Raw genomic sequence first — 25,788 nt, forward strand, 5'->3', positions numbered from 1 at the left:
TTTTTCAGTTCCTCCCGATGGCCTGGAGCGGAATGCGGAAGGCGCCCGCAACCCGCTCTGACCCTCGAAATCAGGTCCCGCCGGCGCGGTTGCGCCGGTAGGTTGCAAGCACGACTGCGGCGATCAGGATCAAGCCCTGGACGACATCGCGCGTCGGCTTCGGCAATCCGATGAAGTTGAGCAGCGTGAAGATGGCGGTCAGCGTCAGCGCGCCTGCAATCGAGGCGGGCACGGAGCCGCGGCCGCCGAGAAGCTGCGCTCCGCCGATCACGCAGGCGGTGATCGCCTGCAGCTCGTAGCCGACGCCGACATCGGTTGATACGCCCGCAAATCCACCGAGCAGGATGCCGGCCGTCACCGCGCTCAGCGACGAGGCGACAAAGGCGATGATGCGCACCCTCTCGATCGGCACACCCGACATTTGCGCCGCGCGCGGATTGTCGCCGAGCGCATGCAGCATGCGCCCGAGATTGGTGCGATGCATGAGCCAGAACAAGATGAAGCCGACGACCAACAGCACCAGCAATGCCACCGGCAGGAACTGGATCAATGGAATGCCCTGAAGGCTGGCGCGCCCGAAGAAGCGGAACGTCTCCGGCAGGTAGCCGCGCGGTGAACCGCTCGACCACATGAAGGCAGCACCATTGAGCGTGATCATCATGCCAAGCGTGGCGATCAATGACGGCACCCGGAGGTAGGAAACGACCAGGCCGTTCACCACGCCGACGGCGAGCCCCACCGCATACATGACCGCAATCACCCACCAGGTCGCATCGGCACTGTTGTCGAGCAGCATCGACGAGCCGACGACCGTCAGCGTGATGAGCGAGCCAGCCGAAAGGTCAAAGCCGCCGGAGACGATGACGTAGATTTGGCCGGCCGCAAGGATTGCAAGAGGAGCGGCTCGCTTCAGGAAATTCATGTAGCCGGTGGGCTCGATGAAGTTCGGGTTCGAAAACGTGATGGCAACGAGAAGGGCTGCCAGCACGAAGAAGACGGGATTGATCTTCGGCAGCCGCCCAATGCTTGCCACGCCGCGCGTCTTTGCGGAGCCGACGGTTTCCTGGATCATGCCACTATCCTCTTTGAACGGACTGCGTAAAAGGCGACGGCGGCGACGATGATGATGCCGCGCATTACCTGCTTGGCGAAGGCGTCAATGCCGGCGAGATTGAAGATGGAATCGATCAGCGAGAAAATGATCACGCCGGCAACAGTGCCCCAGATCCCACCCTTGCCGCCGGAGAGGATTGTGCCGCCGATGACGACGACGGCGATCGATTCCAGATCATAGGCGCCCTCCGTGCCGATCCAGGGCGAACCGGATTTCAGGCGGCTGGCCAAATAGAGGCCGGCGAGCGCCGCGCAAAGGCTGCAGATGATATGGCTCGCCATGACGACCCGCGTCGTGTTGATGCCGGCCGCGCGCGCCGTGTCGCGGTTGCCTCCAACCGAGTAGATGTTGGAGCCAAAGCGCGTGAAGCGCAGGACGATCCATGCGCCAAGGACCAGCAGCGCCAGAACGACCAGGCTGACCGGCAGCCCGAGCACCTCGCCATAGGCGAAATACTGGAACGCATCCGGTACCGAGCCGCCGAACCGGCCATGAAAGGAGGCAAGACAGCCCTGAATGATCAGCGCCATGCCGAGCGTCGCGATAAGCGGGTTGACATCGAGGCGGGTGATCAGGAGCCCGTTGAGCGTTCCGACCACCGTCCCCATGACAAGCACCGCAGCAACGGCCGGCACCATCATCGCCGGGTCGCCGTTCATGATCGCAGAGGACACCACGGCCGAGGCCGAGATGAGATGGGCCACCGACAGGTCGATCGAGCCGACGAGGATGGTGAAAGTCTGTCCAACGGCGGTGATGCCGAGCGCGATGGATCGGTTAAGGATGGAGACGGTCGCCTCCGGTGTCAGGAAGCGTGTCAGGCCGAGGCTGAGCGCAATCGCCGCATAGATCAGGACGGCCAGACCGAGCAGAAGCGCCGGCGCGTAGTGTTCCATGCGCCAGGCGGGACGCCGAGTGAGAGTTGCCTTGTTCATGCTGCCACCGCCTCCTCGCCAGTTGCCGCCAACATCACATCGGCTTCAGAGGCCCCGCGCGAAAACGCCGCGACGAGTTCGCCGTTCCGCATCACAAGGACGCGGTCGGATGCGCCGAGAACCTCCGGGAGATCGGACGAAACCATCATGATGGCCGTGCCCTTGCGCGCGAGATCGCGCATCAGGTGGTAGATCCCGGCCTTGGCATTGACGTCGATGCCGCGTGTCGGCTCGATGAAGATCAACAGCCGAGGCGCCAGCGCCAGCCAGCGCGCAACGATGGCTTTCTGCTGGTTGCCGCCCGACAGCGCCTTGATGTCCTGGGCAAAGCTGCCGGCGCGCACGTCGAGTTCGCGCAGCAGCTTTTCCATCGCTTCCGCCGAAACAAAAGGCGTCGCATTGGCATTGCCGGAAAGGCCGGAGAGTGCGCGAGACGTAAGCATGCCGTTGTCGACGACCGATTGCATCAACACCAGCGCTTCGGCCTTGCGATCGCCCGGCAGCAACCCGACCCCAGCGCGGATCGCCTCGCGCGGACTGGTGAACCGCGCCGGCTTGCCGGAAAGGGTGATCTCACCCTTGGTGAAGGGAGAAAGGCCGAATATCGCCTGCGCGAGCGCGACGCGCCCTGCCCCTTGCAAGCCCGAAAAACCGACGATCTCGCCTGCGCGCAGTTCGAAGGACACATTTTTCAGCCGTTCGTTGCCGGCGTTGCGGACTGAGAGCACGACGTCGCCGATCTCCTGCGGTGCTGCCGGTTCCGCATAGAAATCGCCAAGGTCGCGGCCCACCATGGCTCGTACGATCGCCTCGGGCTCAGGCACATGGTCGAAGCGAACCGCCACCTCGCCATCCTTGAGCACGGTAACACGATTGGCCAGCCGCGTGATTTCGGGCATGCGGTGGGTGATGTAGACGATAGCCACACCGCTTTTCTTCAAGGTGTCGACGAGACCGTAGAGCACCTCGCATTCGGCCTCGTTCAGCGCTGCCGTCGGCTCGTCCATCACGATCACCTTTGCCTCTAGCGACACCGCCTTGGCGATCTCCACCAGTTGCTGGCTGGCGACGTCGAGGTCAGCGACAACGGTGCTCGGCTCGATCCGGTGCGCCGAGCCGAAGAGCGCAAGCACGCGCCGCGCTTCGTCGTTCATCGCCCTGTGGTCGATTAGACCGCGCCGCGTCGGCTCGCGGCCGAGGAAGATGTTCTGTGCGACGGTTCGCTCGGGCAGCAGGGAGAATTCCTGATAGATGACGGCAATGCCCGCGCGGATCGCCGCAAGCGGATGCGTGAAATGCCGTTCCTCACCGTTTACGACAACCGCACCTGCGTCCGGCCGATAGATGCCGGAGAGGATCTTCATCAGCGTCGACTTGCCGGCACCGTTTTCTCCCGCCAGCGCATGCACCTCACCGCAATGCGCGGAGAAGCTGACGTTTTTCAACGCTTTGACACCGGGGAAACTCTTGGTGATGCCGCGCATCTCGATAGCGGGGTGTTTCGTGTTCATGCAGCAGCCCATGTCTTGCGGATGAATGTCGCGCTCTCGGAAAAGAGCGTATCGAAGTCGGGAAACAGCGGCCGCCAGACGCGGGTCGCCGTCGCGATCGCCGGCAGCCCGGCGCCGAATGCCTCAAGCGTCAGCCAACCGTCATAGCCGATCTCCTTCAACACCGTGAACATCGCGCCAAAGTCGATATGCCCCCGCCCGGGGATGCCACGATCGTTCTCGGAGACATGGAAGACCCCGATATCCTGGCCAATCAGGCGGATCGCCGCCTCCGGCCGACGCTCCTCCACATTGGCATGGAACGTGTCGTACATGATCTTGAAGGCAGGATGCGCCACGCGATCCACATAGGCACGCGCCTGCTCCATCGTGTTGAGAAAATAAGTCTCGAAGCGATTGAGCGGCTCGAGGCTCAAATGCATGCCGTTGGCCGCCGCCCGCTCTGCGAGCGCATGATGGGCGTCTGCCCCATACTTCAACTCGTCTTCGCTGGCGCCCCTGCCGGTAAAGAAGCCGATCGGGGCATGAAACGGCCCACCCATGCTTTCAGCACCCAGCGCTATTGCGCAATCCAACGCCCAGTCGAGATGGGAAAGCCCGCGCGCCCGCACTTCGGCATCGCAACTGACGGGGTTTGCCTCAGGCGTCGGGACGATCGATGTGGTGGACCGGCCAAGGCAAAGTCCGTCCAGTTCGCGGCCCAGGCGTTCGTAGTGACTGACCTTGCCCGACAGAACCGGCACTTCGACGCCATCATAGCCGAGATCGCGCAACCGGCCGATATTGTCGAGATGCCTCTCCTCGACGAAATCGGTCAGGCAAAGGAGATTGATACCAAGCTTCATGACGCGCTCACTTCAGCGAAATGCCGAGATCGCGACACGTCGCGCGGATCCAGGCCAGTGACGTTTCGATCATCGGGCCGGCGGCGCCTTCGCATTCGAGGCTGAGTACGCCGTCGTAGCCGTGGTCGCGAAGCATGGCGAGACAGGTCTTGATATTCTCGGCATTGACGCCATCGCCGAGCGCACAATGGCTGACCGCGATCCCGGTCTGTCCGCCACGGGCAGCCGCTGCCAGCGACGGTGACACGTCCTTAAGATGGACATGAGACACCCTGTCGATGAACCGCGACAGAAACTGCGGCGGTTCCTGGCCGGCGATGAAGGTGTTGCCGGTGTCCATGTTCATGCGCAGCCACTTGCTGTCTGCGAAGGCGAGCATGCGCTCCATGAATTCCGGACGCGTCGTGAAATGACCATGAGGCTCGATGTTGACGACGATCTCGTGCGCTTCGGCGACTTCGACGATCTTTTCGTAGCTGCGCTTCATCAGCGCCATCGAGCCTTCTTCGGTAAGTCCGGGCGGCATGTGGAGCCCGTCGGTCGTGTCGACGCAGGGACTGCCGGCCTGCGCGGCCCAGGCAATCGACTTCAGCACATAGGGCACACCTCTGAGCGGTCCGTCCTCGCCAGACAGCGGATAGGCCGCATCGACCTGGGAAAAGCGCACGCCGTAACGCTCCATCTTGCGACGCAACAGGACCGGGTCCTCGTAGAGCGCGACATGCGGTTGATAGCCCAGTCCGTGGATCCAGCTCACGCCGTCGATCAGACCACACTCGATGAAGTGCAAATCGTTGTCGCTTGCCCATTCCAGGCATTTTTCAAACGACCAGTAGGCCGAGTTGAACGCGTCCGTGTGGAAGCCTATCCGCACCGGCAAAATCCTCCCAATTTCCCCCATGCCATTGAGTTTCAATGGCAAATCATCAGCGTCTCCAAAATGGAGCTTGATGATGTCCAAGCATTGCGCAATAAATCGCTGCCTGCGTTCGAAATAGACGACTGGTAAATTTTAAACATCAGCGGGGGAGCGGAATGACGAAGAGCAGCAACGAACGGGCCGTCAATCGGCCCGCTGTCTTCCGCGAGCCGGGCGCCCTGCTCTATGCCGGCAATTGCCAGGACCTGATGAAGGCCTCGCTTGCCGGCCAGGTGTCGCTCAACGCCTGGACGCGACGCGGCTATCCCGGCATCGACCTCGGCGCGGCGCTGCCGCAGGTCTGTTCCGTCGGCGGATGGGATGCGACGACCCCGCAGGACTGGGGCCTGCGCGAACATTGCAACGAGGGGGTCAAGATCGCCTATCTGGCGCGCGGCTCATTGACGATCACCATGGATGGCCGCAGGACGACGATCAATGAAGGCCAGATGTTCGTCGTGCGGCCCTGGCAGTTGCACGCGCTCGGCGATCCCAATGTCGGTGCCAGCCACATAATCTGGGTGCTCATGGATATGGGCGTGCGCCGACCACACGAAACCTGGCTGTGGCCCGACTGGATCGGCTGGCCCGAGCGCGACCGAAAGCGCCTGAGCGAACTTCTGTCGAAGAACGAACAGATTTCCTACAACGCCTCCCGCGAAGTTACCCGCACCTTCCTCGACATCCACGAGGTGGTGGCAGGCGGCGATATCGACGGTGGAGAGGCGCACCTGCGCCTCTTGATTTCGATGATGCTGCTGCAATTCCGCCAGATGCTGGAAAGCCAGGCACCGGTTCTCGATCTTGCTCTTGCAAGCTCGAAGCGCACGGTCGAGATCTTCCTGAAGCGGCTGCGTCATGCGCTCGACGAGGACTGGACGCTCGAGAACATGGCGGCGGAGTGCAATCTTTCCCGCACGCAATTTTCGCAGCATTGCCAGGTGCTGACCAACATGACGCCTGTCCGCTACCTCCAGACGCTCCGACTCAACGCCGCACGGCTGCTGCTTGAAAGCGGCGCGCAATCGGTCACCAACATCGCCTTTGATTGCGGCTTCTCATCGAGCCAATACTTTGCCACCTGTTACAAGAAGCGCTTCGGGTTTTCGCCAATGGAAACGCCGCGTCAGTCGCTATCGATCGCCAACTGAAAGTGGGCCGCCGCGACCGGATCAAAGCCGAATGGACAAGAAAGCTCTCCTGACGCCACGAAAGGTCGCTTCGCAGCAACGCTCGCGAGCGATGATCGAGGCCTTGGTCGAAGCGACTGCGCGTGCATTGATCAAAGAAGGATTTGAACGCGCCAACACAAACCGGATTGCCGAAGAGGCCGGCGTCAGCATCGGCTCTCTCTATCAGTATTTTCCGGGCAAGGAAGCGCTCGTCGTTGCCGTCATCGAACGCCACAAGAGCGAGATGGTGGATGTCTTGCGGGGTACGCTGGCCAAAGTGGCGACGCTGCCGCTCGACAGTGCCGTGCGCGAACTGGTCAAGACGATGATCGATGCTCATCGTGTGAACCCGGACCTTCATCGGGTGTTGGTCGAGGAAACGCCACGTGCAGGGCGGATCGGTACGATCGACGGTTTTGACAGAGAGTTCTACGGGTTGATCAGGGCTTATCTCGAATTGCACAAGGAAGAACTGCGGCCGATGGATCTGGATCTGGCCGCTTACATTTGCGTCAGCTGCACGGAGGCGCTGACGCACGGCGCGGTGGTCGACAGTCCAGAGAAGCTAAACGATGGGAACGTCGACGCCTTCATCAACGAAGTGACGACGCTGATCACGCGCTACCTGAAGTAACGTCCTTCGGGTAGCAGACATCCAAGATGCGAGCTGGGTCTTGGCGACTTGATGTCGCTCCGTGAACGCCGGCGTCCAACTGCGCGAACTACCGGGGGAATATGAACCGGGAGCGCTCGCAGAGACAGCTTCTCGAACGCGAGTAGATTTTTGCGAGTGATCGCTCACAATTAGGGTTGCACGCGGCCAATCCGACAGCCAACCTCGTGTCGAAATCAAATGCAGCACGAGCGGTCGAGCGACCGCTTCTCGAAGCTCCATACCAAGGTAACAAGAGATGTACGCACACGTCGTGATGATTCATGCCGCGGCCATGGGCACGGCATTTCTGCTGTTTGCAGCAAGGGAGCTCCTTTTCATTTCTGCCCGGCGAGGGCAAATCGGGGCTGCAAAGTTGGCCCTGACCGCAAACAGGATTGCAGGTCTGCTCACCGGCATAGGGATTGCCGGAGGCATTGGCCTCATCGTTTTGGGTGGGTGGCCGCTATCGACACCCTGGCTACTGATGTCATTCACCCTGATCGCCGCCTTGATGATTGTCGAAAGCAGGGTCGTGCGGCCATGGGAGGCACAGGTGCATCCAGCCCTTGAAGGCACGATCGACAAAATGGAAGTCCGAACGCTTCTTAGAAACAAGCGCGCTTTGGGCGGCCGCCTGGCATCAATCTCGCTTTTTGCTGTGATAATAGCGCTGATGGTCGTCAAACCCGACCTACTCGGCGCCTAGGGCGACGCCATCGGACGCATCGGTCGCTCATCAACGGAGTTGAACTCACCGCCCCTATATGCGGAGCGATGAGTTGTCTTTTCAGGGCGTCATCACGCCAGCGCGGGCAGCAGCTGGTCGATGCTCTTCTTGGCGTCGCCGTAGAACATGCGGGTGTTGTCCTTGTAGAACAGGGGGTTCTCGATGCCGGAGTAACCGGTTCCCTGGCCACGCTTGGAGACGAACACCTGTTTGGCCTTCCAGACTTCGAGCACCGGCATGCCGGCGATCGGTGAGTTCGGATCCTCCTGGGCGGCCGGATTGACGATGTCGTTCGAGCCGATGACGATGACGACATCGGTTTCGTGGAAGTCTTCGTTGATCTCGTCCATCTCGAGCACGATGTCGTAGGGAACCTTCGCTTCGGCCAAAAGCACGTTCATGTGGCCCGGCAAACGGCCGGCGACCGGATGAATGGCAAAGCGCACGTTCTTGCCGGCCGCCCGCAGCTTGCGGGTGAGCTCGGAGACCGATTGCTGCGCCTGCGCCACCGCCATGCCGTAGCCCGGCACGATGATGACGCTGTCGGCGTCGTTAAGGGCTGCGGCCACGCCATCGGCATCAATGGCGATCTGCTCGCCGGTGATTTCCATGGCCGGCCCCGTGGTTGCCCCGAAGCCGCCGAGGATGACCGACAGGAACGAGCGGTTCATCGCCTTGCACATGATGTAGGAGAGGATCGCGCCCGAGGAGCCGACCAGCGCGCCAGTGACGATCAACAGGTCGTTGCCGAGCGTGAAGCCGATAGCCGCGGCCGCCCAGCCGGAATAGCTGTTCAGCATCGACACCACCACCGGCATGTCGGCGCCGCCGATGCCCATGATCAGGTGATAGCCGATGAAGAAGGCGGCGAGCGTCATGACAAGCAGCGTCCAGGTGCCGGCACCATTGACGTAGAGCACCAGCAGCACGAGCGAGAGAAGGGCAGCACCGGCATTGAGCAGGTGACCGCCCGGCAGCTTCTTGGCCTTGCCGTCGACCTTGCCGGCAAGCTTGCCGAAGGCGATGACGGAGCCGGTGAAGGTGACAGCACCGATGAAGACGCCGAGGAAGACCTCGACCTTCATGATCGACAGTTCCACCGGTTCCTTGTGGGCAAGGATCGCGGCAAAGCCGGTCAATGCAGAGCGGGCCGCCGCATCGAGGCCGGCGACATCAGCCGCCTCGATATGGGCGTTGAAGCCGATGAAGACTGCGGCAAGACCGACGAAGGAATGGAGTGCTGCAACGAGTTGCGGCATCTCGGTCATCTGGACGCGGGAGGCGACGAAGTGGCCGAGCACGGCGCCGCCCGCGATCATCAGCGCGATGATGAACCAGTTGCCGACATCAGGTCCGAAGACCGTGGCGACAATGGCAAGCGCCATGCCCGTCATGCCGTACCAGACGGCGCGCTTGGCGCTTTCCTGGCCCGAAAGTCCGCCGAGCGAGAGGATGAAGAGAACGGCTGCCGCAATATAGGCGGCCGATACGATACCGATCATCATAGTGAATACCCCTGCCCGATCAGGATTTCTGGAACATGGCGAGCATGCGCCGTGTGACGAGGAAGCCGCCGACGATGTTGATCGTGGCGATCAGCACCGACAGCGCCGCCAGCAGCACCACCAGCCAGTTGCCCGAGCCGATCTGCAGCAGAGCGCCGAGAATGACGATGCCGGAGACCGCATTGGTGACGGCCATCAGCGGGGTGTGGAGCGAATGCGAGACGTTCCAGATGACCTGGAAGCCGACGAAGCAGGCGAGCACGAAGACGACGAAGTGGCTCATGAAGGCAGGCGGAGCAAAGGCGCCGACCAAAAGCAGCAGCGCCGTGCCGACGGCGAGAAGCGTCAGCTGGCTCTTCGTCTGGGCCTTGAAGGCTGCGGTCTCGGTCGCACGCTTTTCCTCCGGCGTCGGCTCCTTCACCTTCTCCTTTGGTTTCTGCGCCGCGATCGCGGCGATCTTCGGCGGTGGCGGCGGATAGGTGATCGCACCCTGGAAGGTGACGGTCGCGCCACGGATGACGTCGTCCTCCATGTTGTGGACGAGTTTGCCATCCTTGCCCGGCGTCAGGTCGGTCAGCATATGGCGGATATTGGTGGCATAGAGCGTGGACGCCTGCGCGGCCATGCGGCTCGGGAAATCGGTATAGCCGATGATGACGACGCCGTTGTCGGAGACGATCCGCTGATCGGCAACGGTCAGGTCGCAGTTGCCGCCACGCTCGGCCGCAAGATCGACCACCACCGATCCCGGCTTCATCGCGGCGACCATGTCGGCAAGCCAGAGTTTCGGTGCATCACGGCCGGGGATCAGCGCCGTGGTGATGACGATATCGATCTGGGGCGCAAGCTCGCGGAACTTGGCAAGCTGCTTCTCGCGGAACTCCGGCGAAGAGGGAGCCGCATAACCGCCGGTGGCAGCGCCATCCTGTTGAGCGCCCCCCTCACCATCGGCAAAATCGAGATAGACGAACTCGGCTCCCATGCTCTCGATCTGTTCGGCGACCTCGGGACGCACGTCAAAGGCATAGGTCTGAGCACCAAGCGAAGTGGCGACCCCGATCGCCGCAAGACCGGCGACGCCCGCACCGATCACCAGGACCTTGGCCGGCGGCACCTTGCCGGCGGCCGTCACCTGGCCGGTGAAGAAGCGACCGAAATTGTTGCCGGCCTCGATCACCGCGCGATAGCCGGCGATATTGGCCATCGACGACAGCGCATCCATCTTCTGGGCGCGCGAAATGCGCGGCACCATGTCCATGGCGATGACGTTGGCGCCCTTTTCCCTGGCGAGCTCCAGAAGTTCGGCATTCTGGCCCGGATAGAAGAACGAGATCAGCGTCTTGTCCGCAGACAGATAAGCGACCTCGCTCGGCTCGGGCGGCCGTACCTTGGCGACCACATCTGCCGAAGCCCACAGCGCCTCTGCCGACGGGGCCACCTCGACGCCCACGGCCCGATAGGCATCATCGGAGAAACCGGCCGCAACGCCCGCGCCCGTCTCAATGATGCTGCTATAGCCAAGTTTCGCAAGTTGCACCGCGCTGTCAGGTGTCAGCGCCACGCGCGCCTCGCTTGCGGTTACCTCCCGCGGCGCGCCAATTTTAATCGCCATGCTTGTCTGTCCTCTCCTGCCGACTAGGCAATGCCTTGTCCCTCAACAATGCGACAGCAGAACAAGCAAACCTTGAGAGTACTGTCCAGTACGCTTTGCCGCGAATCCGTCCATTCTTGTCGCTTTTTAGTTTTCACTAATCGTTTTTATCGGCCAAGCACTCCAGCCGACGGGCCGCTCGGGCACCAATGGCCAACAAAAAGGGGACGGCGACGCCCCCACGAAGAGGGTGCTGCATCGGCTCCAGGGGGCCGCCGATTGCGTATGTGAAGCGACGCTTCACCAGAGAGAGGTCCCGAACCTGCGCGCGTTTCATGAAACGATCATGCCGAGCCGCGACTGACAATCCGGCGCCTGGCGTCGACGCGCCACGGGGCTGCTGCTGCAAGCCCTCCTTCAGGAGTTCTTATTTCAATGCCCTCGGCACGGCACGGCGACGCGGTCTCGCCGCGTGCCGCGCCGTGCGGCCCCTTGGGAGGACGTTCTAGTTGCGGCTTTCGTAGCTGCTCAGATTTAAAGGGGTGACGAGCTCGAACGTGAGCGACCCGCGCGTCCACGTCCTCAAAGGGATTCGTCGACAATGACGACCGGTCGCCCCAGGGAGCAGGCCTCCACCCGCGCCTCGACGCGATAAACCGAGCGCAGCATATCCGCGGTGATGACGTCGTGGGTGGGGCCGCTCGCCAGCACCGACCCGCCACTGATGACGATCGTGTCGTCGCAATAGCGCAGCGCATGGTTCAGGTCGTGCAGCGCGATCAACACCGCCATACCCGACTGCGCCGACAAACGCTTCATGAAGCCAAGGACCTCGATCTGGCGAAAGAGATCGAGCGCCGAGGTCGGTTCGTCCATCAACAGCACTTCGGGCTTACGCACGAGAGCTTGCGCGATGGAGACGAGCTGGCGCTGGCCGCCTGAGAGCTCACCAAGGCCACGAAAGGCGAGATCGGCGATCCGGAGTTCGCCCAGCACTCGGTCGATCTCGGCGAGTTCGGCGTCCTTCACCTTCCACCCTGAGCCTTGCTTGGCCGACAGCAGCACCGACTCGTAGACAGTCAGCACGGCATTGGCGCCGGTATCCTGCGGCATGTAGCAGATGCCTTCGGATCCCTTGACCGTATCGGACAGGTGGACAGTGCCGGGACCGGAGGTCAGGTTTGCTATGCGCTTGAACAGCGTCGACTTGCCGGCCGCATTAGGACCAATCACCGCCGTCAGGCCACCGCCGCGCAAGACACCGGTGTTGACATCTAAGAGCACCGTGCGCCGGCCATAATTCGCGCCGACCTTTTCCAGCGACAGGCTTACCATGCGCGCCTCCTGTTGGTGAAAATCAGCACGAAGAAGAAGGGCACGCCAACGAGCGCGGTGATGACTCCAATCGGCAGGACGGCACCCGGAATAATCATCTTGCTGACGACCGAAGTGACCGAAAGAAGGAGCGCGCCGCACAGCACAGAAGCTGGCAGGAAGAAGCGCTGATCCTCGCCGACCAGCATGCGTGCGATGTGCGGAGCGACGAGACCAACAAAGCCGATCGTGCCAACGAAAGAGACCGGGATCGCCGCAAGCAGGCTGACCGTCATCATTGCTTCGAGCCGGAGCCTTCGAACATTGATACCGAAGCTCGCAGCCTTATCGTCACCAAGCCGAAGCGCGGTCAGCGCCCAGGCGTGCCGTGCAAACAGCGGCAAGGCGAACAGCAGCACGGCGCCGGTGATCCAGACCTTTGGCCAGGTTGCCTTGGTGAGACTGCCCATCGTCCAGAAGACGACGGCGGCCAGCGCCTGTTCGGAGGCGAGATATTCGAGCAAAGACAGCGCGGCATTGAAGGTGAAGACGAGCGCAATGCCGAGCAGAACGATTGTTTCGACCGTAACGCCGCGCATGGTGGAGGCGAAATGGATGAAGAGCGCCGCCAACATCGCCATAAGGAAGGCGTTGATTGGCACCATGTATTGGACGGCGACGGGAAAAACCGCCACGCCGGCAACGAGACCGAGGGCCGCACCGAAGCCGGCAGCGGCGGAAATGCCGAGCGTGAATGGACTTGCCAGTGGATTGGCAAGGATCGTCTGCATCTGCGCGCCTGCGACCGACAATGAGGCACCCACCGTCACGGCCATCAGGGCGATCGGCATGCGAATGTCCCAGATCACCACCCGGAGCTGGTCGCTTACAGTTTCCGGTCGAAAGAGCGCGGTCAGCACATCCGCGAGCGGATAGTTCGCAGGCCCGAGAGCCATGTCGACTGCAACCGACGCAAAGAGCGCGACGATGAGGCAGAAGATCAACACCAAGCGGCGCAAAACGAGAGAGCGGTAGCGCCCTCGCCCTTCAACGCCGGATACTTGTTCGGTCATGGCAACCATCATTCACCACTCTTTGGAAGCGAGGCGAAGTAACCCGCGCGGTAGGTCACCGGCAGAAACTTCTCATGGAACTCGCGGAAAGTCCGGTCAGGGTCTATGTCGGCAAAGAGCTCCGGATGGAACCACTTGGCAAACTGCTGGATCGGAATGAACTCGTAAGGGGCGCCGTAGAACTGATGCCAGACGGCATGCACATTGCCCTCCTTCACCGCCTTCAGGCCGGGAAAGCCCGGGCGCTGCATAAGGCCGCGCAGGCGATCTTCTGCCGCCGCCGCATCGGCGCCGCGTCCGACGCTAACGAACTGGTTGAGATCGGATTCCGCCGACCAGTTACTGCCGGTGATAATGACATGATCCGGATCGCTGACGATCAGCTGCTCAGGATTGAGATCGCCGAAGGTCCCCTTGATGACGTCAGAACCGATATTGTGGCCGCCGGCCTCTTCCACCATTTTGCCGAAGTTGGCCGGACCGAAGGTGCGGCAGCAGACAACGTCGCCGGTGATGCCGGGAGAGCGCTCGATGAAGACTTTCGGCCGCGCAATTTCCCCCGCCTTCTTGAGGCGGTCCGTCACCAGCGCGATTTGAGCATTGCGATAGTCGATGAATTCGCGGGCCTTCGCTTCGGCACCGAAGAGCTGGCCGAGGATTTCGACCGATTTTTCGCTATTGGCGGCAGGATCCACGCGGAAATCGAGATAGACGACGGCAATGCCGGCGGCAGCGGCCTTTTCGATGAAGCCCGATTCTTCGACCGCCTGCTGCGCTTCGAGATTGAGCGTCAGAACGTCAGGCTTGAGCGCAATCGCTGCCTCGAGGCTGAAATCGCCCGAAGGGATATAGCCGAACCGCGGCAGTTTCTCGATTTCGGGGAAGCGCTCCACATAGGCAGCGTAGGAGTCCGGATCCTTCTTCAAAAGATCATCGCGCCAACCGACGATCGTGTCGAAGACATGCTCGCCTTTCAGCGCTGCGGCCACGTGGATCTGCCGCGCCTCGCCCACCAGGACGCGCTTGGCCGGAAGCGCAATTTCGACCCGACGGCCGGTGACGTCGACAATTTCAGCCGCACTGGCGGGCAAAGCCGCCAATACCAGGGCTGCGACCATCGCCGACGCGATTGTCCCGAAGATCGACATTCTCATTCCTTTTTAGTTGCGACGCCGGAGTCCTCCCCTCCTCCAGCTGTCGATCCGCTTACTTGGCTGACGTCAGCGAGACGAAGTAGCCGCTCTTGTAGGGAAGCGGCAGGAAGCGCTCATGCAACTCCTTGAACGTCGCCTCCGGGTCGAGGTCCGCGAAGAGATCCGGGTGCAGCCACTTGGCGATCTGCTGGATGGCCACGAACTGGTAGGGATTGTTGTAGAACTGGTGCCAGATGGCGTGAACCTGGCCGTCTTTCACGGCTTCAACGCCGGTGAAAGCCGGGCGCTTGGTCAGGTTTTCGAGCTTGCGGGCCGCTTCCTTCTCATCGGCGCCATAGCCGACGCCAACCCAGGCACCACCCGGCACATAACCCTGCCAGTTGCCGCCGGTGATGATGATCTGGTCGGGATTGGCAGCGATGATCTGCTCCGGATTGACCACGCCGAAGGTACCGGGAATGATGTCCTTTGCCATGTTTACGCCGCCGGCGAACTCGACCATCTTGCCGAAGTTCTCGTTACCGAAAGACATGCAGCAATCGTCGGAGTAACCACCGGCGCGTTCGACAAAAACGAGCGGCTTCTTCGGATTGGCCTTCGCCAAAACGTTTGTCACCTTGGCGATGCTCTCGGCGCGAAACTTGATGAACTCTTCGGCCTTCTCTTCCTTTCCCAAAAGCTTGCCCATCACGCGCATGCTCGGCTCGGTGTTTTCCATCGGCTTTTCGCGGAAATCGACGTAGACGAGCGGGATACCGACCTTGGCGAGCTTCTCGATGTAGCCAGCCTCCTCCGTCGCCGTCTTGGCGTCGACGTTCATCAGAACGACATCGGGTTTCAAGGCAACCGCCTGCTCGATGTCGAAGGTACCATCCTTCATGCCGCCAAAGGTCGGCAACTTGGCAATGTCAGGGTACTTCGCGAGATAGGCGGCATAGCTTTCAGGGTCTGCCTTTGCCAGATCGTCGCGCCAGCCGACGACGCGCTTGAACGGCTCGTCGCGGTCGAGCGCGCCGAGGAAGTAGATCTGGCGCCCTTCGCCGAGAATCACGTGCTCGACGGGTACGTTGACCTCGACGTCTCGGCCCGTGACATCCTTCAACGTCACGACATCAGCGAAGGCTGCCGTAGAAAAAAGCACGCAAAGGCTTGCGGCGGCCGCAGCCACCCTGTTGAAAAACCGCATTGTTTTAGCTCCGCTGGAAAATTCAGGCGATCTAATGTTTCATGACTTTATTAGTCAACATTTATCTTTTAGAACGCCTCCAAACAGGAACGAGCGGTATCGACATGAGCGATGTGACGGAGCGGCAGAACTACAACCTGCGCGATGAAATCAAGGCCTATTGGTCGGACCGCGCGGCAACCTTCGATCTGTCACCGGGCCACGAGATCTTCTCGGAGGAAGAACGCGCGGCCTGGCATCAACTGTTTCTCCGTCACCTTGGGCCGGGCGCAGGGCGTGCTGCGCTCGATCTTGCGAGCGGCACCGGCGTCATCTCGCATCTTCTCGATGAACTCGACTTCAAGGTGCAGGGCCTCGACTGGGCCGAGCCGATGCTCGAACGCGCCAGGGATAAGGCGCGCAAGCGCGGGCGAGCGATCCGCTTCGCCCTCGGCGACGCCGAAAATACCATGGAGCCCGACAACCACTACGATGTAATCGTCAACCGGCATCTGGTCTGGACGCTCGTGGACCCGGCCGCAGCCTTTGGCGAATGGCTACGGGTCCTGAAGCCCGGCGGCATGTTGCTGATCGTCGATGGCGACTTCGTCAATACAACCGCGCTCGAGCGGCTGTTCTCCAAGCTCAGCACATGGGGGCAGCGCCTCGGCCTGTTCAAGGCTGAGACGCCAACCGGTTCGCCGCAGATGATGGCGACGCACCGCAGTATCCTCTCCCGCGTGCATTTCGCACAAGGCGCCCGCGCCGAGGCCGTCGTCGCGCTGTTGTGCGAAGCCGGCTTTACCGAGATTACGATCGACAGGGACCTTCGCGAAATCCATCGCACCCAGGCCGCAAATTGGAACCTTTTCAAGGGCTTGGCGCGACAGTCGCAGCATCGCTACGCCATTCGCGCGACGAAACCTTAGGGTCGAGGCAAACCCTACGCAGTCAGTGACTGCGTTCCTGCGCAAAAACGACCAGGCTCACGACTGCGCAATCTCCCTGCCAATCCGCAGGACCTCCGAGATTAAAAGGTTCAGGTCGTCCGGGCGGGTGCGATGATTGCAGATCGCCGCGCGCAGGCAATGCTTGCCCCGGATCGTCGTGTCGGAAAGCGCCGCCACGCCGGTTTCCTGCAGGCGCAGCATGATCTCGAGGTTGGTCTCCTTCAGTCGCTCCTCATTTAGACCTTCGGGCGCATAGCGGAAGCAGACGATGTTGATCTCCGGTTCAACGATGAGTTCCAGCGGCGGATTCCAACGGACGAGATCGGCGAGGAAGGCGGCCTGCGCGACGTTCTGGTCGATCAGCCGGCCGAACTTGGCGATGCCGTGCTCCATCAGCGCCATCCAGACCTTCAGCGCCGCAAAGCCGCGACTGGTCTGAAAGCCGAATTCGTGAAGCCATTGGCCGGAAGCGATGCCACGTGACATGCCTTGGAGGTATTCGGGCGACACCGCAAAGGTTTCCCGGTGCCTCGTCCGATCCCGCACAAGCGCGCAACCGACTTCGAACGGGGCATGCAGCCATTTGTGCGGGTCGAGTGCGACGGAATCCGCCCGCTCGATGCCCTTGACGCGCCAGGCGTTCTCGGGCGCGATCGAAAGCAGCGCTCCGATACACCCGTCCACGTGGAACCACAGGTTCTCCTCCGCGGCGATCCCGGCCAAGGCGGTGAGATCGTCTACTGCGCCGGAATTGACCGTACCGGCAGTACCGATGACGCAGGCAGGCCGGAAGCCCCGCGCGCGATCCTCGGCGATCGCCGCGCGAAGCGCCTCAAGGTCGATGCGGTAACGGGTATCGGTCGGGATCCGTCTGAGTGCCTTGTTGCCGAGGCCGAGCGTCTCGACCGCCTTGCGATGGCAGGAATGCACCTGATCCGAGGCGTAGAAGCGCATGGGTTCCTTGAGGGCCGCAACGCCCTCTTCGCGCAGATCGATGCCCGCCATGGCGTTGCGGGCAACCGTCAGCCCGACGAGGTTGGCCACCGAACCGCCACTGACCAGCGTGCCGCTCGCTGCCTTGGGAAAGCCGATCATATCTCGCAGCCATCCGACGACCTGCTGGTCGACGAGGGCAGCGGCATGGCGTCCGCCCCCGAGATTGGAACCCTGGATCGCTGCAAGGAAATCACCGAGCGCTCCGGTGAAGTTGCCGGAGCCCATGTACCAGGACCAGAACCGTGGATGGATGTTGCCCATTGGATAGGCGAGCACCGTGTCCTTGACCTGTCGGTACACGTCCTCGAGGGGCGTCGGCCGATCCGGGACCGGCGCCTGGTACAGCGCTTCGATCTCCTCCGGCAGCGGTTGCCAGACCGGACGCTCGCGCACGCGGCAGAGATGGCCGACGGCATCGTCGACGATCCGGTGGGCGAGCGCCGAGACGGACGCCCAATCGGGTGGGTCGAGGGTCTCGACCGTAGCCAGGAGTTCCGGTTGGGTGAAGGCTCCCGCGCTTTGCCTCGGTGATCGCGCTCCCATCGTTCCTCTCCCTATTCGGCGGCGAGCTGGAAGCCAGGCGTGGATCGCGACAGCTCCATCTCCTCGTCATCCATGTCCGCCGGGATCGTTTCGAACAGCGGCGTCGACAGGTAGCGCTCCCCTGTGTCAGGCAGCATGCACAGGATCACCGAGCCGGCCGGCGCGTGCTCCGCGATCTGGCGCGCAACACCGAAGGTCGCGCCACCCGAAACGCCAGTGAAGAGGCCCTCTTTCTGTGCGAGCGCCTTGGCCCATTCCATCGCTTTTAGACCAGCAATCGGGACGAGTTCGTCATAGTAGCGGTTGTCGACCGCCTCCTGCAGGACGTCGGGTATGAAGTCCGGTGTCCATCCCTGGATTGGATGCGGCTCGAAGGCGGGATGGCTGGCGGCCGGCGCACCGCCCGTTCCGCGCTGTTGCGCATGACCGCTGCCGAGCAACTGCGCGTTGGCGGGCTCGGCAAGCACGATCTTCGTCTCCGGACGTTCACGCCGCAGCACCCGGGACACGCCAACCACTGTGCCACCGGTGCCGTAGCCTGTGACGAAATAATCAAGACGGGAGCCGGCGAAGTCGTTGACGATTTCCCGGCCGGTCGTCGCCTCGTGGATCGCGGCGTTGGCTGTGGTCTCGAACTGCCGGGCGAGGAACCATCCGTTCTTCTCGGCGAGTTCGATCGCCTTGCGATACATGCCCAGGCCCTTCTCGGCGCGCGGCGTCAGAACGACCTTGGCGCCCAGCATGCGCATCAGCCGACGGCGCTCGACGGAGAAACTATCGGCCATGGTGACAACCAGCGGATAGCCTTTTTGCGCACAGACCATCGCCAGTCCGATGCCGGTGTTACCGCTGGTGGCCTCGACCACGGTCTGTCCGGGCTTCAGCTTGCCTGTGCGCTCGGCCTCCTCGATGATCGCAATCGCCAGCCTGTCCTTCACCGACGAAGCCGGATTGAAGAACTCCGCCTTGACATAGATGGTCGCGTTGCTGACGCCGAGATTGTTGACGCGGATCGCCGGCGTGTCGCCGATCGTCTCCAGCACGCTGTCGAAAAGCCGCCCGCGGCCGCTCGTGGTTCTCAGTCCAGAATTGTTTGGCATGGGTCCTCTCACTCTTCCGGATGCTAGGTTCGGCGAGGGATGCTAAAGTGCTGGCGTGGGAGCCGGCGTGGGAGTGCGCATGGAAACGGATGGCCCGGACGTGGTTTTTTCGGCAAAGGAGCTGGAACTGCGGCTCCTCGGGCCGATGAAACTCACGCGCCGCGGGGTGGCCGTGCCGTTACCGCCGTCGCGCAAGGTGCGCGCGCTGCTCGCTTATCTGGCCCTGACGCCAGGTTCGGTTCCTCGGGAACGGCTCTGCGATCTGCTCTGGCAAGTGCCGAGCGATCCGCGCGGTGAATTGCGCTGGAGCCTGAGCAAAATCCGCTCGCTCATGGACACGGATGGCCGCAAGCGCGTGATCACGGCTAACGACCGGATTTCTCTCGATCTCGAAGGCTGTGACATCGACGCACGCCACATCCAGGAAGCAAGGCGGCGGGGTATCCGAAACCTCGATCTGGAGGCATTGCGGCCGATTGCGGGACGATACGGAGGCGATCTGCTCGAAGGCGTCGAGATCGACAACAGCCCTGCCTTCGAGCACTGGCTGACATCGGTGAGGAGCGAGTTTCGCCTGTACGCGCTGGAGATCGCGGCAGAAATCAGCAAGAAAACACCCGTCGGCGGTGAGGACGGCTTGCCGGCAGCCCGGCAATGGCTCGAGCTCGCGCCGCTCGACGCAGACGCAAATATCCGCTTCCTGGCGGAACTGTCCCACAGGCGGATGGGCGACGCCTGCAACCGCCATCTCGATGCGGCAGCGCGCCTCTTTGCCGATGAGGGCGAGGACTTCGCGCCGATCCGGGAGGCATGGGAACGCCTCGGGGCCCTGCACCAGCAACCGGCGGTCGTCATCGTTTCTGACGGTGTTGGCAGACCTTCCGAGCCCATCCACGTGACGGTCTCGCGCCGCGCCTCGATTGCCGTCATGCCGTTCCGCGAACTTGTCGCGGGCCGGGCGGGCCGCAACGATCTCGGCAGCGCGGTCGCGCATGACGTCATCAGCAAGCTGGCGCGCCTGCGCAGTCTCTTCGTAATTGCCCGAGGCTCCGTTTTTTCCATCGCTGGCGAAGGGCTCGAACTGCCGGAAATCGGCCGACGGCTCGGCGTCGACTATGTCGCCACCGGCTTCCTGGAACAGCACGAACTCGGGATCGGCGTAACCGTGGAGGTCGCAGAGGCGGCCACCGCGCATATCGTCTGGACTGAGCGGTTCGAGGCGCGTGCGGCCGAGCACTTTGCCGTCGTCGACGAGATCAGCAACAGCATCGTGTCGTCGATCGCGGCGGAAATAGAGAACGAAGAGCGCAACCGCGCGATCCTGAAGCCTCCGGATTCGCTCGACGCCTGGGAGGCCTATCATCGCGGCCTCTGGCACATGTTTCGCTTCACCGCCGAGGAAAACGAGCGCGCCGCCGAGTTCTTCCGCCTTTCGACACGCCTCGATCCAACCTTCTCACGCGCCCATGCAGGGCTGTCCTTCACGCACTGGCAAAGGGCCTTCCAGCGCTGGGGCGACCGCGACGGCGAGACCCGGGACGCGCTCAAGGCCGCCGGGCAGAGCCTGTTGGTCGACGATCAGAACCCCGCCGCGCACTGGTCGATGGGGCGTGCCCTCTGGCTGACCGGAGACCACGACCAGGCGGTGCGCGAACTGGAGCACTCGGTCCATCTCAGCCCCAACTTCGCCCTCGGCCACTACGCGCTCTCCTTCGTGCACGCGCAGTCCGGCGACCCCGCAGCGGCGATCACCGCATCCGATTACTCGCGGCTTTTGAGCCCCTACGACCCGCTGCTGTTCGGCATGCTCGGCACCCGCGCGATTGCCCTCATCCGGCTCGGCGCCTTCGAGGAGGCTGCAGACTGGGCGATCAAGGCGGCAGCCCGTCCGAACGCGCATGTGCACATCCTCGCGATCGCAGCCCATTGTCTTGCGCTCGCCGGACGCCTCAGCGAGGCTCGCAGCTACGCGGCCCGCATCCGCCTGCAGAACCCGGATTACCGTACGGACAATTTCCTCGACGCCTTCCACTTCACACCCGACGTCATCGCCCGATATCGCCAAGTGGCGGCCTTGATCGGGCTGGCGACCTGAGTGATCGGTGCCGGCCAAATTCGCCTGCGTGTCTTAGAGCCGCTAGAGAAGGCGGTAGCGTTCAAGAATTTCAGCGATCTGTTCATCCTGTGCCTTGTTTGGCAGAAGTGCTGGCTGTCGGCTTGCGCCGACAGATGCATCCTGCAGGTAGAGGGCGCGCTTGACCATCGCCGGGGCAAAGCCGAGTGCATAGAGGTCGGTCCGAAAGGCAGCAAAGGTTGCCTGCTGCTTCTGCGCTTCGACAACGTCGCCGGCATTGAAGGCCTTCAAGATACCTGCAAGTACATCCGGCATGGCGTTGCCGAGGCCCGAGATGCAGCCAGCCGCACCATTCTGCAGTGCCCAGAGCACGAGATGATCGGGGCCGGAGTAGACTTCGAAACCATCGACCTCGTTGGCAACCTGCAGATAGGCTTCCAGCGTTTCTTTCGCACCGCCGGAATCCTTGATGCCGGCAATGTTGCCGTGGCCGGCAAGGGCGCGCGCCGTGTCGGGCTCGATATGGTTCTGCGTGCGGGCGGGTATGTCATAGAGGTAGACTGGCGTCTTTACGGCATCGGCGACGGTCGAGAAATGACGGACAAGGCCATCCTGGGTGCAGGCAATGAAGAACGGCGTGATCACTGCGATCCCGTCGACGCCGATCCGGTCGAATTCTCGGGCGAGCTTTACCGTCTCGAAGGTGGCCGGCATGCCGGCATTGACGATCACCTTGACGCGGCCGCCGACCTCGTCGACCACCTCCTCCGTCAGGCGCACCTTTTCCTCGTATGTCAGCGCGGTGAAGTCACCGTTGGTTCCGGCGCACATGATGTTGTTGCCGGCTGCGACCTGTCGGCGGACCTGGGCGCGCGTCGCCTGGTAGTTAATGGTCTCGTCCTCGTTGAAGCAGGTCACGAGGGCGACGAAGGCTTGCTTGGTCATGCGGATTTTCCTCTCAATGGACGGCGCCTCAGGACGCGCGCTGAAGACGAGCGGCGCGATGAGCGGCCTGGACGTCGGGATCGGGGTCGAGGCCGGCTGCAAGCAGCGCACGCGTATAGTCTTGCTGCGGCGCGTCGAACACCTCGCGCACCGTGCCAAGCTCTACGATGTTGCCCTTCTGCATGACCATGACGTGGTCGGCAAAGTCGCGCACCACCGGCAGATCGTGGGCGATGAAGATAAAGGCGATGCCCATTTCCTTGCGCAGCCGGTCGAGCAGCGCGATCACCTGTGCCTGCACCGAAACGTCAAGCGCCGAGACCGCCTCGTCGCAGATGATCAGCTGCGGCTCGAGTGCGAGTGCGCGGGCAATTGCGATGCGTTGGCGCTGGCCGCCGGAAAACTGATGTGGGTAGCGGCCCATGTGCTCCGGGCCGAGACCGACCTGCACAAGAAGATCAGCCACCCGCTCGCGCCATTTCGCCTTGGGCAAGATATCCGGATGAATGACCCAGGCCTCGGAAATGAGCTGGTAAACGGTCATACGCGGATTGAGCGACTGCGTCGGGTCCTGGAAGACCATCTGCAGGTCGCGGCGCAGCTTGTAGAGTTCGGCCGGCGACATGGTGAAGAGGTCGCGGCCCTTCCACAAGGCGCTGCCACTATCCGGTTCGTCGAGGCGAAGCAGGATGCGCGCCAGCGTCGACTTGCCTGACCCGCTCTCGCCGACGACGGCCATGGTCTCGCCGGGCATGAGGTCGAAGGACAGGCCCTTCAGCGCCTCGAAGGAGCCATAGCGTTTGCGCACGTCGCGAACTGAAAGAACGGGTTCGGCGCGAGCGGCTGGCACATGCATCTCGCCCTTGCCTGGAGCGGCGGCAATCAGCTTTTTGGTATAGGGATGCTGCGGGTTCTTGTAGACCTCGCGCACCGTGCCGGCTTCGACCAGGACGCCTTTTTCCATCACCACCACGCGATCGGCGATCTCCGCGACCACGCCGAGGTCGTGGGTGATGATGAGGACCGCCATGCCGGTCTCTCGCTGCAATTCCTCAAGCAGCGCGAGCACTTCGGCCTGCACGGTGACGTCGAGCGCCGTCGTCGGCTCATCGGCGATCAGGAGATCTGGCCTGAGTGCCAATGCCATCGCAATCATGACGCGCTGGCGCTGGCCGCCGGAGAATTCGTGCGGATATTTGTCGAGCGAGCGCTCAGGGTCGGGGATGCCGACCCGGGTCAACAGCCGCAACGCCTCGGAAGCGGCTTTCGCGGCGTCGGTCCCGTGGGTGGTGAGCGCCTCGCGGATCTGCCAGCCCACGGTATAGACCGGGTTGAGATGGCTCAGCGGGTCCTGGAAGATCATGGCGATACGGCGCCCGTTGACCTTGCGCCTTTCCTGCGCCGGCATTGTCAGCAGGTCGACGCCGTCGAGCAGGATCTCACCCGAGCTGATGCGTCCCGGCGGCATGTCGATCAGGTTCATGATCGCCGAGGAGGAGACCGACTTGCCGGATCCGCTCTCGCCAAGGATTGCGAGCGTCTCGCCACGGTCGAGATGGTAGGAGATATTGCGGACCGCTTTCACGACGCCGACTGCGGTGTGGAATTCGACCGACAGGTCGCGAACTTCCAGGAGATGGTCAGCCATTCTTGCGACCTTTCATTTCGAGACGCCAGCGCTGCACTGGGTCGAGCGCGATGCGCAGCCAGTTCGACAGGAGGTTCAGCGACATGGTGGTAAGGATGATCGCAAGGCCGGGCCAGAACGAAAGCCACCATGCGTTGGTGAGGTACTGGCGTCCCTGCGAGATCATCAGGCCCCAGGTGATTTCCGGCGGCTGGATGCCGATACCGAGGAACGAAAGCGCGCTTTCGGCCAGCATCACATAGGCGAAGTCGAGCGTCGCAAGCGTCGTCAGCGTCGGCAGCACGACAGGCAGAATGTGGCGGAACAGGATGCGCTTGCTTGATGCGCCCATCACGCGCGCGGCCTGCACGAACATGCGTTCACGGATTTCCAGCACTTCGGCGCGTGTGGTTCGCAGGTAAACCGGGATGCGTGTGATCGCCAGCACCAGCATGAGGTTCAGGATCGACGAGCCGAGAATATATAGAACGATGACCGCGATCAGCAGCGACGGAAAGGACATGATCACGTCCGCAAGCCGCATGATGATCTGATTGACGCGCGGCGAGGAAAAGCCGGCGACAAGGCCGAGGAAGGTGCCGACGGTTGCTGAAAGCGCGACGGCACCGGCGGCCACCATCAGCGTGTTCTGGGTGGCAACGATGATGCGGGCAAGCAGCGGCCGCCCGAGGGCATCAGCCCCCATCCACCAGACCCAGCCGCGCTCCCAGTCGAAAGGCACGGCGTTGCGGCCTCTAAGGTTCTGCTTGGTCGCGAGATCGCCGAGCCAGGTCGGCCCGATGATTGCGATGATGAGAACGAAAAGCAGGAAGATCGCGGCGCAAAGCGCGAATTTGTCGGCAAGCAGCATGCGGAACATGCGGGTCGCAAAGCGCGGTTCTTCGGTAACAACGGTATCGGCGGTCTGCAGGGTCATGGTCCCCTCCTCAGTGCCGGATGCGCGGATCGAGCAGCGCGTAGGCCAGATCGATCAGCAGGTTCATGAGGAAGATCGCCAGCGCCGTGACGAGGATGGCGGCGAGCACGACGTTGAAATCGCGCTGCAAGATGGAATCGATCATCAGCTTGCCGACGCCCGGAAACCCGAAGATCGTCTCGACGATTACCGCGCCGTTCAAAAGGCTCGCGGCCTGGTCGCCAATGACGGTGATGACCGGCAGCATGGCGTTGCGCAGCGCATGCACGAAGATGATCGGCCCGGATTTGACACCCTTGGCGCGCGCCGTCTTCACATAGGCCGAAGAAAGCGCCCCGATCATCGAGCCGCGCACCACCTGGACGATGATGCCGAAAGGCCGGATGAACAGAACCGAGATCGGCAGGATCCAATGAAGCAGCGACCCCGTGCCCGAAGTCGGTAGCCAGGCGAGGTTTACCGAAAAGAGGACGATCGCGACGATGGCGATCCAGAAATCGGGAACGGAAGCGCCGACCAGCGAGATCAGCGAGGAGAGCCGATCGAAGAAGCCTCCAGCGCGGAAGGCGGCAAGCGAACCGACGACGATCGCAGCACCAGCGACCAGCGTCATGGTGATGACTGCGAGCCAGAGCGTCCAGGTGAAGGCCTCAAGCACCACGTCCAGAGCAGGACGCGCCTTGCGCAGGGATTCGCCAAAATCGCCGGTGACGACGTCGCCGACATAGCGTCCGAACTGCACCAGCATTGGATCGTTCAAACCATGCAGCTCGCGGAATTGCGCCTTCATCTCTGCGGAGGCTTCGACCGGCAGGAACAAGGCGGCCGGATCACCTGTCAACCGCGACAGGAAGAAGACCATGACGAGCAGCCCGACGAGCGAGATCAGACTGGCCACGGCGCGTTTTCGAACGAATTTCAGCATGGCGCCCTCGA

The 25,788-nt window shown here is 62.3% G+C and carries 22 protein-coding genes; 5 read left to right on the plus strand and 17 right to left on the minus strand.

Annotation, left to right across the window (positions count from 1 at the left end):
* Positions 1–70: 70 nt before the first annotated feature.
* Genes IB277_RS27305 through IB277_RS27325 form a run of 5 tightly spaced genes read right to left on the minus strand, consistent with a single transcriptional unit; the run spans position 71 to position 5,279 of the window.
* Positions 71–1,072, minus strand: coding sequence for an ABC transporter permease (locus IB277_RS27305; RefSeq protein ID WP_113080513.1), 1,002 nt, complete (start codon positions 1,070–1,072; stop codon positions 71–73).
* A complete protein-coding gene (locus IB277_RS27310; protein ID WP_082566303.1) occupies positions 1,069–2,049 on the minus strand; it encodes an ABC transporter permease in 981 nt (326 codons plus the stop codon). Before IB277_RS27310 ends, IB277_RS27305 begins: the two co-directional genes overlap by 4 nt.
* Positions 2,046–3,560, minus strand: coding sequence for a sugar ABC transporter ATP-binding protein (locus tag IB277_RS27315; protein ID WP_192372069.1), 1,515 nt, complete (start codon positions 3,558–3,560; stop codon positions 2,046–2,048). The genes IB277_RS27310 and IB277_RS27315 overlap by 4 nt, the downstream gene beginning before the upstream one ends.
* Positions 3,557–4,405: a sugar phosphate isomerase/epimerase gene (locus IB277_RS27320; RefSeq protein ID WP_192372070.1), complete on the minus strand. Its 849-nt coding sequence runs from the start codon at positions 4,403–4,405 to the stop codon at positions 3,557–3,559. Before IB277_RS27320 ends, IB277_RS27315 begins: the two co-directional genes overlap by 4 nt.
* A 7-nt stretch (positions 4,406–4,412) precedes the next feature.
* On the minus strand, positions 4,413–5,279 hold the full coding sequence (locus tag IB277_RS27325) for a sugar phosphate isomerase/epimerase (RefSeq protein ID WP_162250972.1): 867 nt from the start codon (positions 5,277–5,279) through the stop codon (positions 4,413–4,415).
* Positions 5,280–5,440: 161 nt separating this feature from the next.
* Here IB277_RS27325 and IB277_RS27330 point away from each other — a divergent pair, with 161 nt between their 5' ends.
* The 3 genes from IB277_RS27330 (at position 5,441) to IB277_RS27340 (ending at position 7,857) form a co-directional block, all read left to right on the plus strand.
* Positions 5,441–6,475 (plus strand): AraC family transcriptional regulator, encoded by a 1,035-nt coding sequence (locus IB277_RS27330; RefSeq protein WP_060518040.1) that lies wholly within the window; start codon positions 5,441–5,443, stop codon positions 6,473–6,475.
* Positions 6,476–6,506: 31 nt separating this feature from the next.
* Positions 6,507–7,130, plus strand: a complete 624-nt coding sequence (locus IB277_RS27335; RefSeq protein ID WP_060580784.1) for a TetR/AcrR family transcriptional regulator — start codon at positions 6,507–6,509, stop codon at positions 7,128–7,130.
* Between the two features lie 277 nt (positions 7,131–7,407).
* Positions 7,408–7,857, plus strand: coding sequence for a DUF2269 family protein (locus IB277_RS27340; RefSeq protein ID WP_192372071.1), 450 nt, complete (start codon positions 7,408–7,410; stop codon positions 7,855–7,857).
* Positions 7,858–7,949: 92 nt separating this feature from the next.
* Here IB277_RS27340 and IB277_RS27345 read toward each other — a convergent pair whose 3' ends face one another.
* From IB277_RS27345 to IB277_RS27370, 6 genes are all read right to left on the minus strand, one after another.
* A complete protein-coding gene (locus IB277_RS27345; RefSeq protein WP_060580786.1) occupies positions 7,950–9,383 on the minus strand; it encodes an NAD(P)(+) transhydrogenase (Re/Si-specific) subunit beta in 1,434 nt (477 codons plus the stop codon).
* 19 nt (positions 9,384–9,402) lie between these two features.
* The gene (locus tag IB277_RS27350; protein WP_113136080.1) at positions 9,403–10,989 is read right to left on the minus strand and encodes a Re/Si-specific NAD(P)(+) transhydrogenase subunit alpha; all 1,587 of its coding nucleotides are present in this window, start codon (positions 10,987–10,989) and stop codon (positions 9,403–9,405) included.
* Positions 10,990–11,556: 567 nt separating this feature from the next.
* A complete protein-coding gene (locus tag IB277_RS27355; RefSeq protein WP_192372072.1) occupies positions 11,557–12,309 on the minus strand; it encodes an ABC transporter ATP-binding protein in 753 nt (250 codons plus the stop codon).
* Positions 12,303–13,370 (minus strand): iron ABC transporter permease, encoded by a 1,068-nt coding sequence (locus IB277_RS27360; protein ID WP_226020927.1) that lies wholly within the window; start codon positions 13,368–13,370, stop codon positions 12,303–12,305. Before IB277_RS27360 ends, IB277_RS27355 begins: the two co-directional genes overlap by 7 nt.
* Positions 13,370–14,509 carry an ABC transporter substrate-binding protein gene (locus tag IB277_RS27365; RefSeq protein WP_113294749.1) on the minus strand — a complete coding sequence of 380 codons (1,140 nt, stop codon included), beginning with the start codon at positions 14,507–14,509 and terminating at the stop codon, positions 13,370–13,372. The genes IB277_RS27360 and IB277_RS27365 overlap by 1 nt, the downstream gene beginning before the upstream one ends.
* Before the next feature lie 58 nt (positions 14,510–14,567).
* The gene (locus tag IB277_RS27370; RefSeq protein WP_090301930.1) at positions 14,568–15,701 is read right to left on the minus strand and encodes an ABC transporter substrate-binding protein; all 1,134 of its coding nucleotides are present in this window, start codon (positions 15,699–15,701) and stop codon (positions 14,568–14,570) included.
* A gap of 104 nt (positions 15,702–15,805) precedes the next feature.
* Between IB277_RS27370 and IB277_RS27375 the strand changes: the two genes are divergently transcribed.
* Positions 15,806–16,609, plus strand: coding sequence for a class I SAM-dependent methyltransferase (locus IB277_RS27375; RefSeq protein WP_113294750.1), 804 nt, complete (start codon positions 15,806–15,808; stop codon positions 16,607–16,609).
* 57 nt (positions 16,610–16,666) lie between these two features.
* Here IB277_RS27375 and IB277_RS27380 read toward each other — a convergent pair whose 3' ends face one another.
* Both IB277_RS27380 and IB277_RS27385 read right to left on the minus strand, forming a co-directional pair.
* Positions 16,667–18,169, minus strand: a complete 1,503-nt coding sequence (locus IB277_RS27380; protein WP_192372073.1) for an aspartate aminotransferase family protein — start codon at positions 18,167–18,169, stop codon at positions 16,667–16,669.
* A gap of 11 nt (positions 18,170–18,180) precedes the next feature.
* Positions 18,181–19,269, minus strand: a complete 1,089-nt coding sequence (locus IB277_RS27385; RefSeq protein WP_192372074.1) for a PLP-dependent cysteine synthase family protein — start codon at positions 19,267–19,269, stop codon at positions 18,181–18,183.
* Between the two features lie 79 nt (positions 19,270–19,348).
* On the opposite strand from IB277_RS27385, the gene IB277_RS27390 reads away from it, so the two are divergent.
* Positions 19,349–21,364, plus strand: coding sequence for a transcriptional regulator (locus tag IB277_RS27390; protein WP_113294753.1), 2,016 nt, complete (start codon positions 19,349–19,351; stop codon positions 21,362–21,364).
* 42 nt (positions 21,365–21,406) lie between these two features.
* On the opposite strand, the gene IB277_RS27395 is transcribed toward IB277_RS27390, so the two are convergent.
* The 4 genes from IB277_RS27395 to IB277_RS27410 are packed head-to-tail and all read right to left on the minus strand — an operon-like array spanning position 21,407 to position 25,777.
* On the minus strand, positions 21,407–22,288 hold the full coding sequence (locus tag IB277_RS27395; protein WP_113294754.1) for a dihydrodipicolinate synthase family protein: 882 nt from the start codon (positions 22,286–22,288) through the stop codon (positions 21,407–21,409).
* Positions 22,289–22,316: 28 nt separating this feature from the next.
* Positions 22,317–23,936, minus strand: a complete 1,620-nt coding sequence (locus IB277_RS27400) for an ABC transporter ATP-binding protein (RefSeq protein WP_112985009.1) — start codon at positions 23,934–23,936, stop codon at positions 22,317–22,319.
* Positions 23,929–24,852: an ABC transporter permease gene (locus tag IB277_RS27405; protein ID WP_034796145.1), complete on the minus strand. Its 924-nt coding sequence runs from the start codon at positions 24,850–24,852 to the stop codon at positions 23,929–23,931. The genes IB277_RS27400 and IB277_RS27405 overlap by 8 nt, the downstream gene beginning before the upstream one ends.
* 10 nt (positions 24,853–24,862) lie before the next feature.
* On the minus strand, positions 24,863–25,777 hold the full coding sequence (locus IB277_RS27410; RefSeq protein WP_192372149.1) for an ABC transporter permease: 915 nt from the start codon (positions 25,775–25,777) through the stop codon (positions 24,863–24,865).
* Positions 25,778–25,788: the final 11 nt, after the last annotated feature.

The organism is Ensifer sp. ENS07 (assembly GCF_014852185.1).
Taxonomy (GTDB): Bacteria; Pseudomonadota; Alphaproteobacteria; order Rhizobiales; family Rhizobiaceae; genus Ensifer; species Ensifer adhaerens.

Excerpts from the sequence above, each read along its gene's own strand:
- IB277_RS27305 (WP_113080513.1), bottom strand. The coding sequence starts at position 1,072 with ATGATCCAGGAAACCGTCGGCTCCGCAAAGACGCGCGGCGTGGCAAGC.
- IB277_RS27310 (WP_082566303.1), bottom strand. The coding sequence starts at position 2,049 with ATGAACAAGGCAACTCTCACTCGGCGTCCCGCCTGGCGCATGGAACAC.
- IB277_RS27315 (WP_192372069.1), bottom strand. The coding sequence starts at position 3,560 with ATGAACACGAAACACCCCGCTATCGAGATGCGCGGCATCACCAAGAGT.
- IB277_RS27320 (WP_192372070.1), bottom strand. The coding sequence starts at position 4,405 with ATGAAGCTTGGTATCAATCTCCTTTGCCTGACCGATTTCGTCGAGGAG.
- IB277_RS27330 (WP_060518040.1), top strand. The coding sequence starts at position 5,441 with ATGACGAAGAGCAGCAACGAACGGGCCGTCAATCGGCCCGCTGTCTTC.
- IB277_RS27335 (WP_060580784.1), top strand. The coding sequence starts at position 6,507 with ATGGACAAGAAAGCTCTCCTGACGCCACGAAAGGTCGCTTCGCAGCAA.
- IB277_RS27340 (WP_192372071.1), top strand. The coding sequence starts at position 7,408 with ATGTACGCACACGTCGTGATGATTCATGCCGCGGCCATGGGCACGGCA.
- IB277_RS27345 (WP_060580786.1), bottom strand. The coding sequence starts at position 9,383 with ATGATGATCGGTATCGTATCGGCCGCCTATATTGCGGCAGCCGTTCTC.
- IB277_RS27355 (WP_192372072.1), bottom strand. The coding sequence starts at position 12,309 with ATGGTAAGCCTGTCGCTGGAAAAGGTCGGCGCGAATTATGGCCGGCGC.
- IB277_RS27360 (WP_226020927.1), bottom strand. The coding sequence starts at position 13,370 with ATGGTTGCCATGACCGAACAAGTATCCGGCGTTGAAGGGCGAGGGCGC.
- IB277_RS27365 (WP_113294749.1), bottom strand. The coding sequence starts at position 14,509 with ATGTCGATCTTCGGGACAATCGCGTCGGCGATGGTCGCAGCCCTGGTA.
- IB277_RS27370 (WP_090301930.1), bottom strand. The coding sequence starts at position 15,701 with ATGCGGTTTTTCAACAGGGTGGCTGCGGCCGCCGCAAGCCTTTGCGTG.
- IB277_RS27375 (WP_113294750.1), top strand. The coding sequence starts at position 15,806 with ATGAGCGATGTGACGGAGCGGCAGAACTACAACCTGCGCGATGAAATC.
- IB277_RS27380 (WP_192372073.1), bottom strand. The coding sequence starts at position 18,169 with ATGGGAGCGCGATCACCGAGGCAAAGCGCGGGAGCCTTCACCCAACCG.
- IB277_RS27385 (WP_192372074.1), bottom strand. The coding sequence starts at position 19,269 with ATGCCAAACAATTCTGGACTGAGAACCACGAGCGGCCGCGGGCGGCTT.
- IB277_RS27390 (WP_113294753.1), top strand. The coding sequence starts at position 19,349 with ATGGAAACGGATGGCCCGGACGTGGTTTTTTCGGCAAAGGAGCTGGAA.
- IB277_RS27395 (WP_113294754.1), bottom strand. The coding sequence starts at position 22,288 with ATGACCAAGCAAGCCTTCGTCGCCCTCGTGACCTGCTTCAACGAGGAC.
- IB277_RS27400 (WP_112985009.1), bottom strand. The coding sequence starts at position 23,936 with ATGGCTGACCATCTCCTGGAAGTTCGCGACCTGTCGGTCGAATTCCAC.
- IB277_RS27405 (WP_034796145.1), bottom strand. The coding sequence starts at position 24,852 with ATGACCCTGCAGACCGCCGATACCGTTGTTACCGAAGAACCGCGCTTT.
- IB277_RS27410 (WP_192372149.1), bottom strand. The coding sequence starts at position 25,777 with ATGCTGAAATTCGTTCGAAAACGCGCCGTGGCCAGTCTGATCTCGCTC.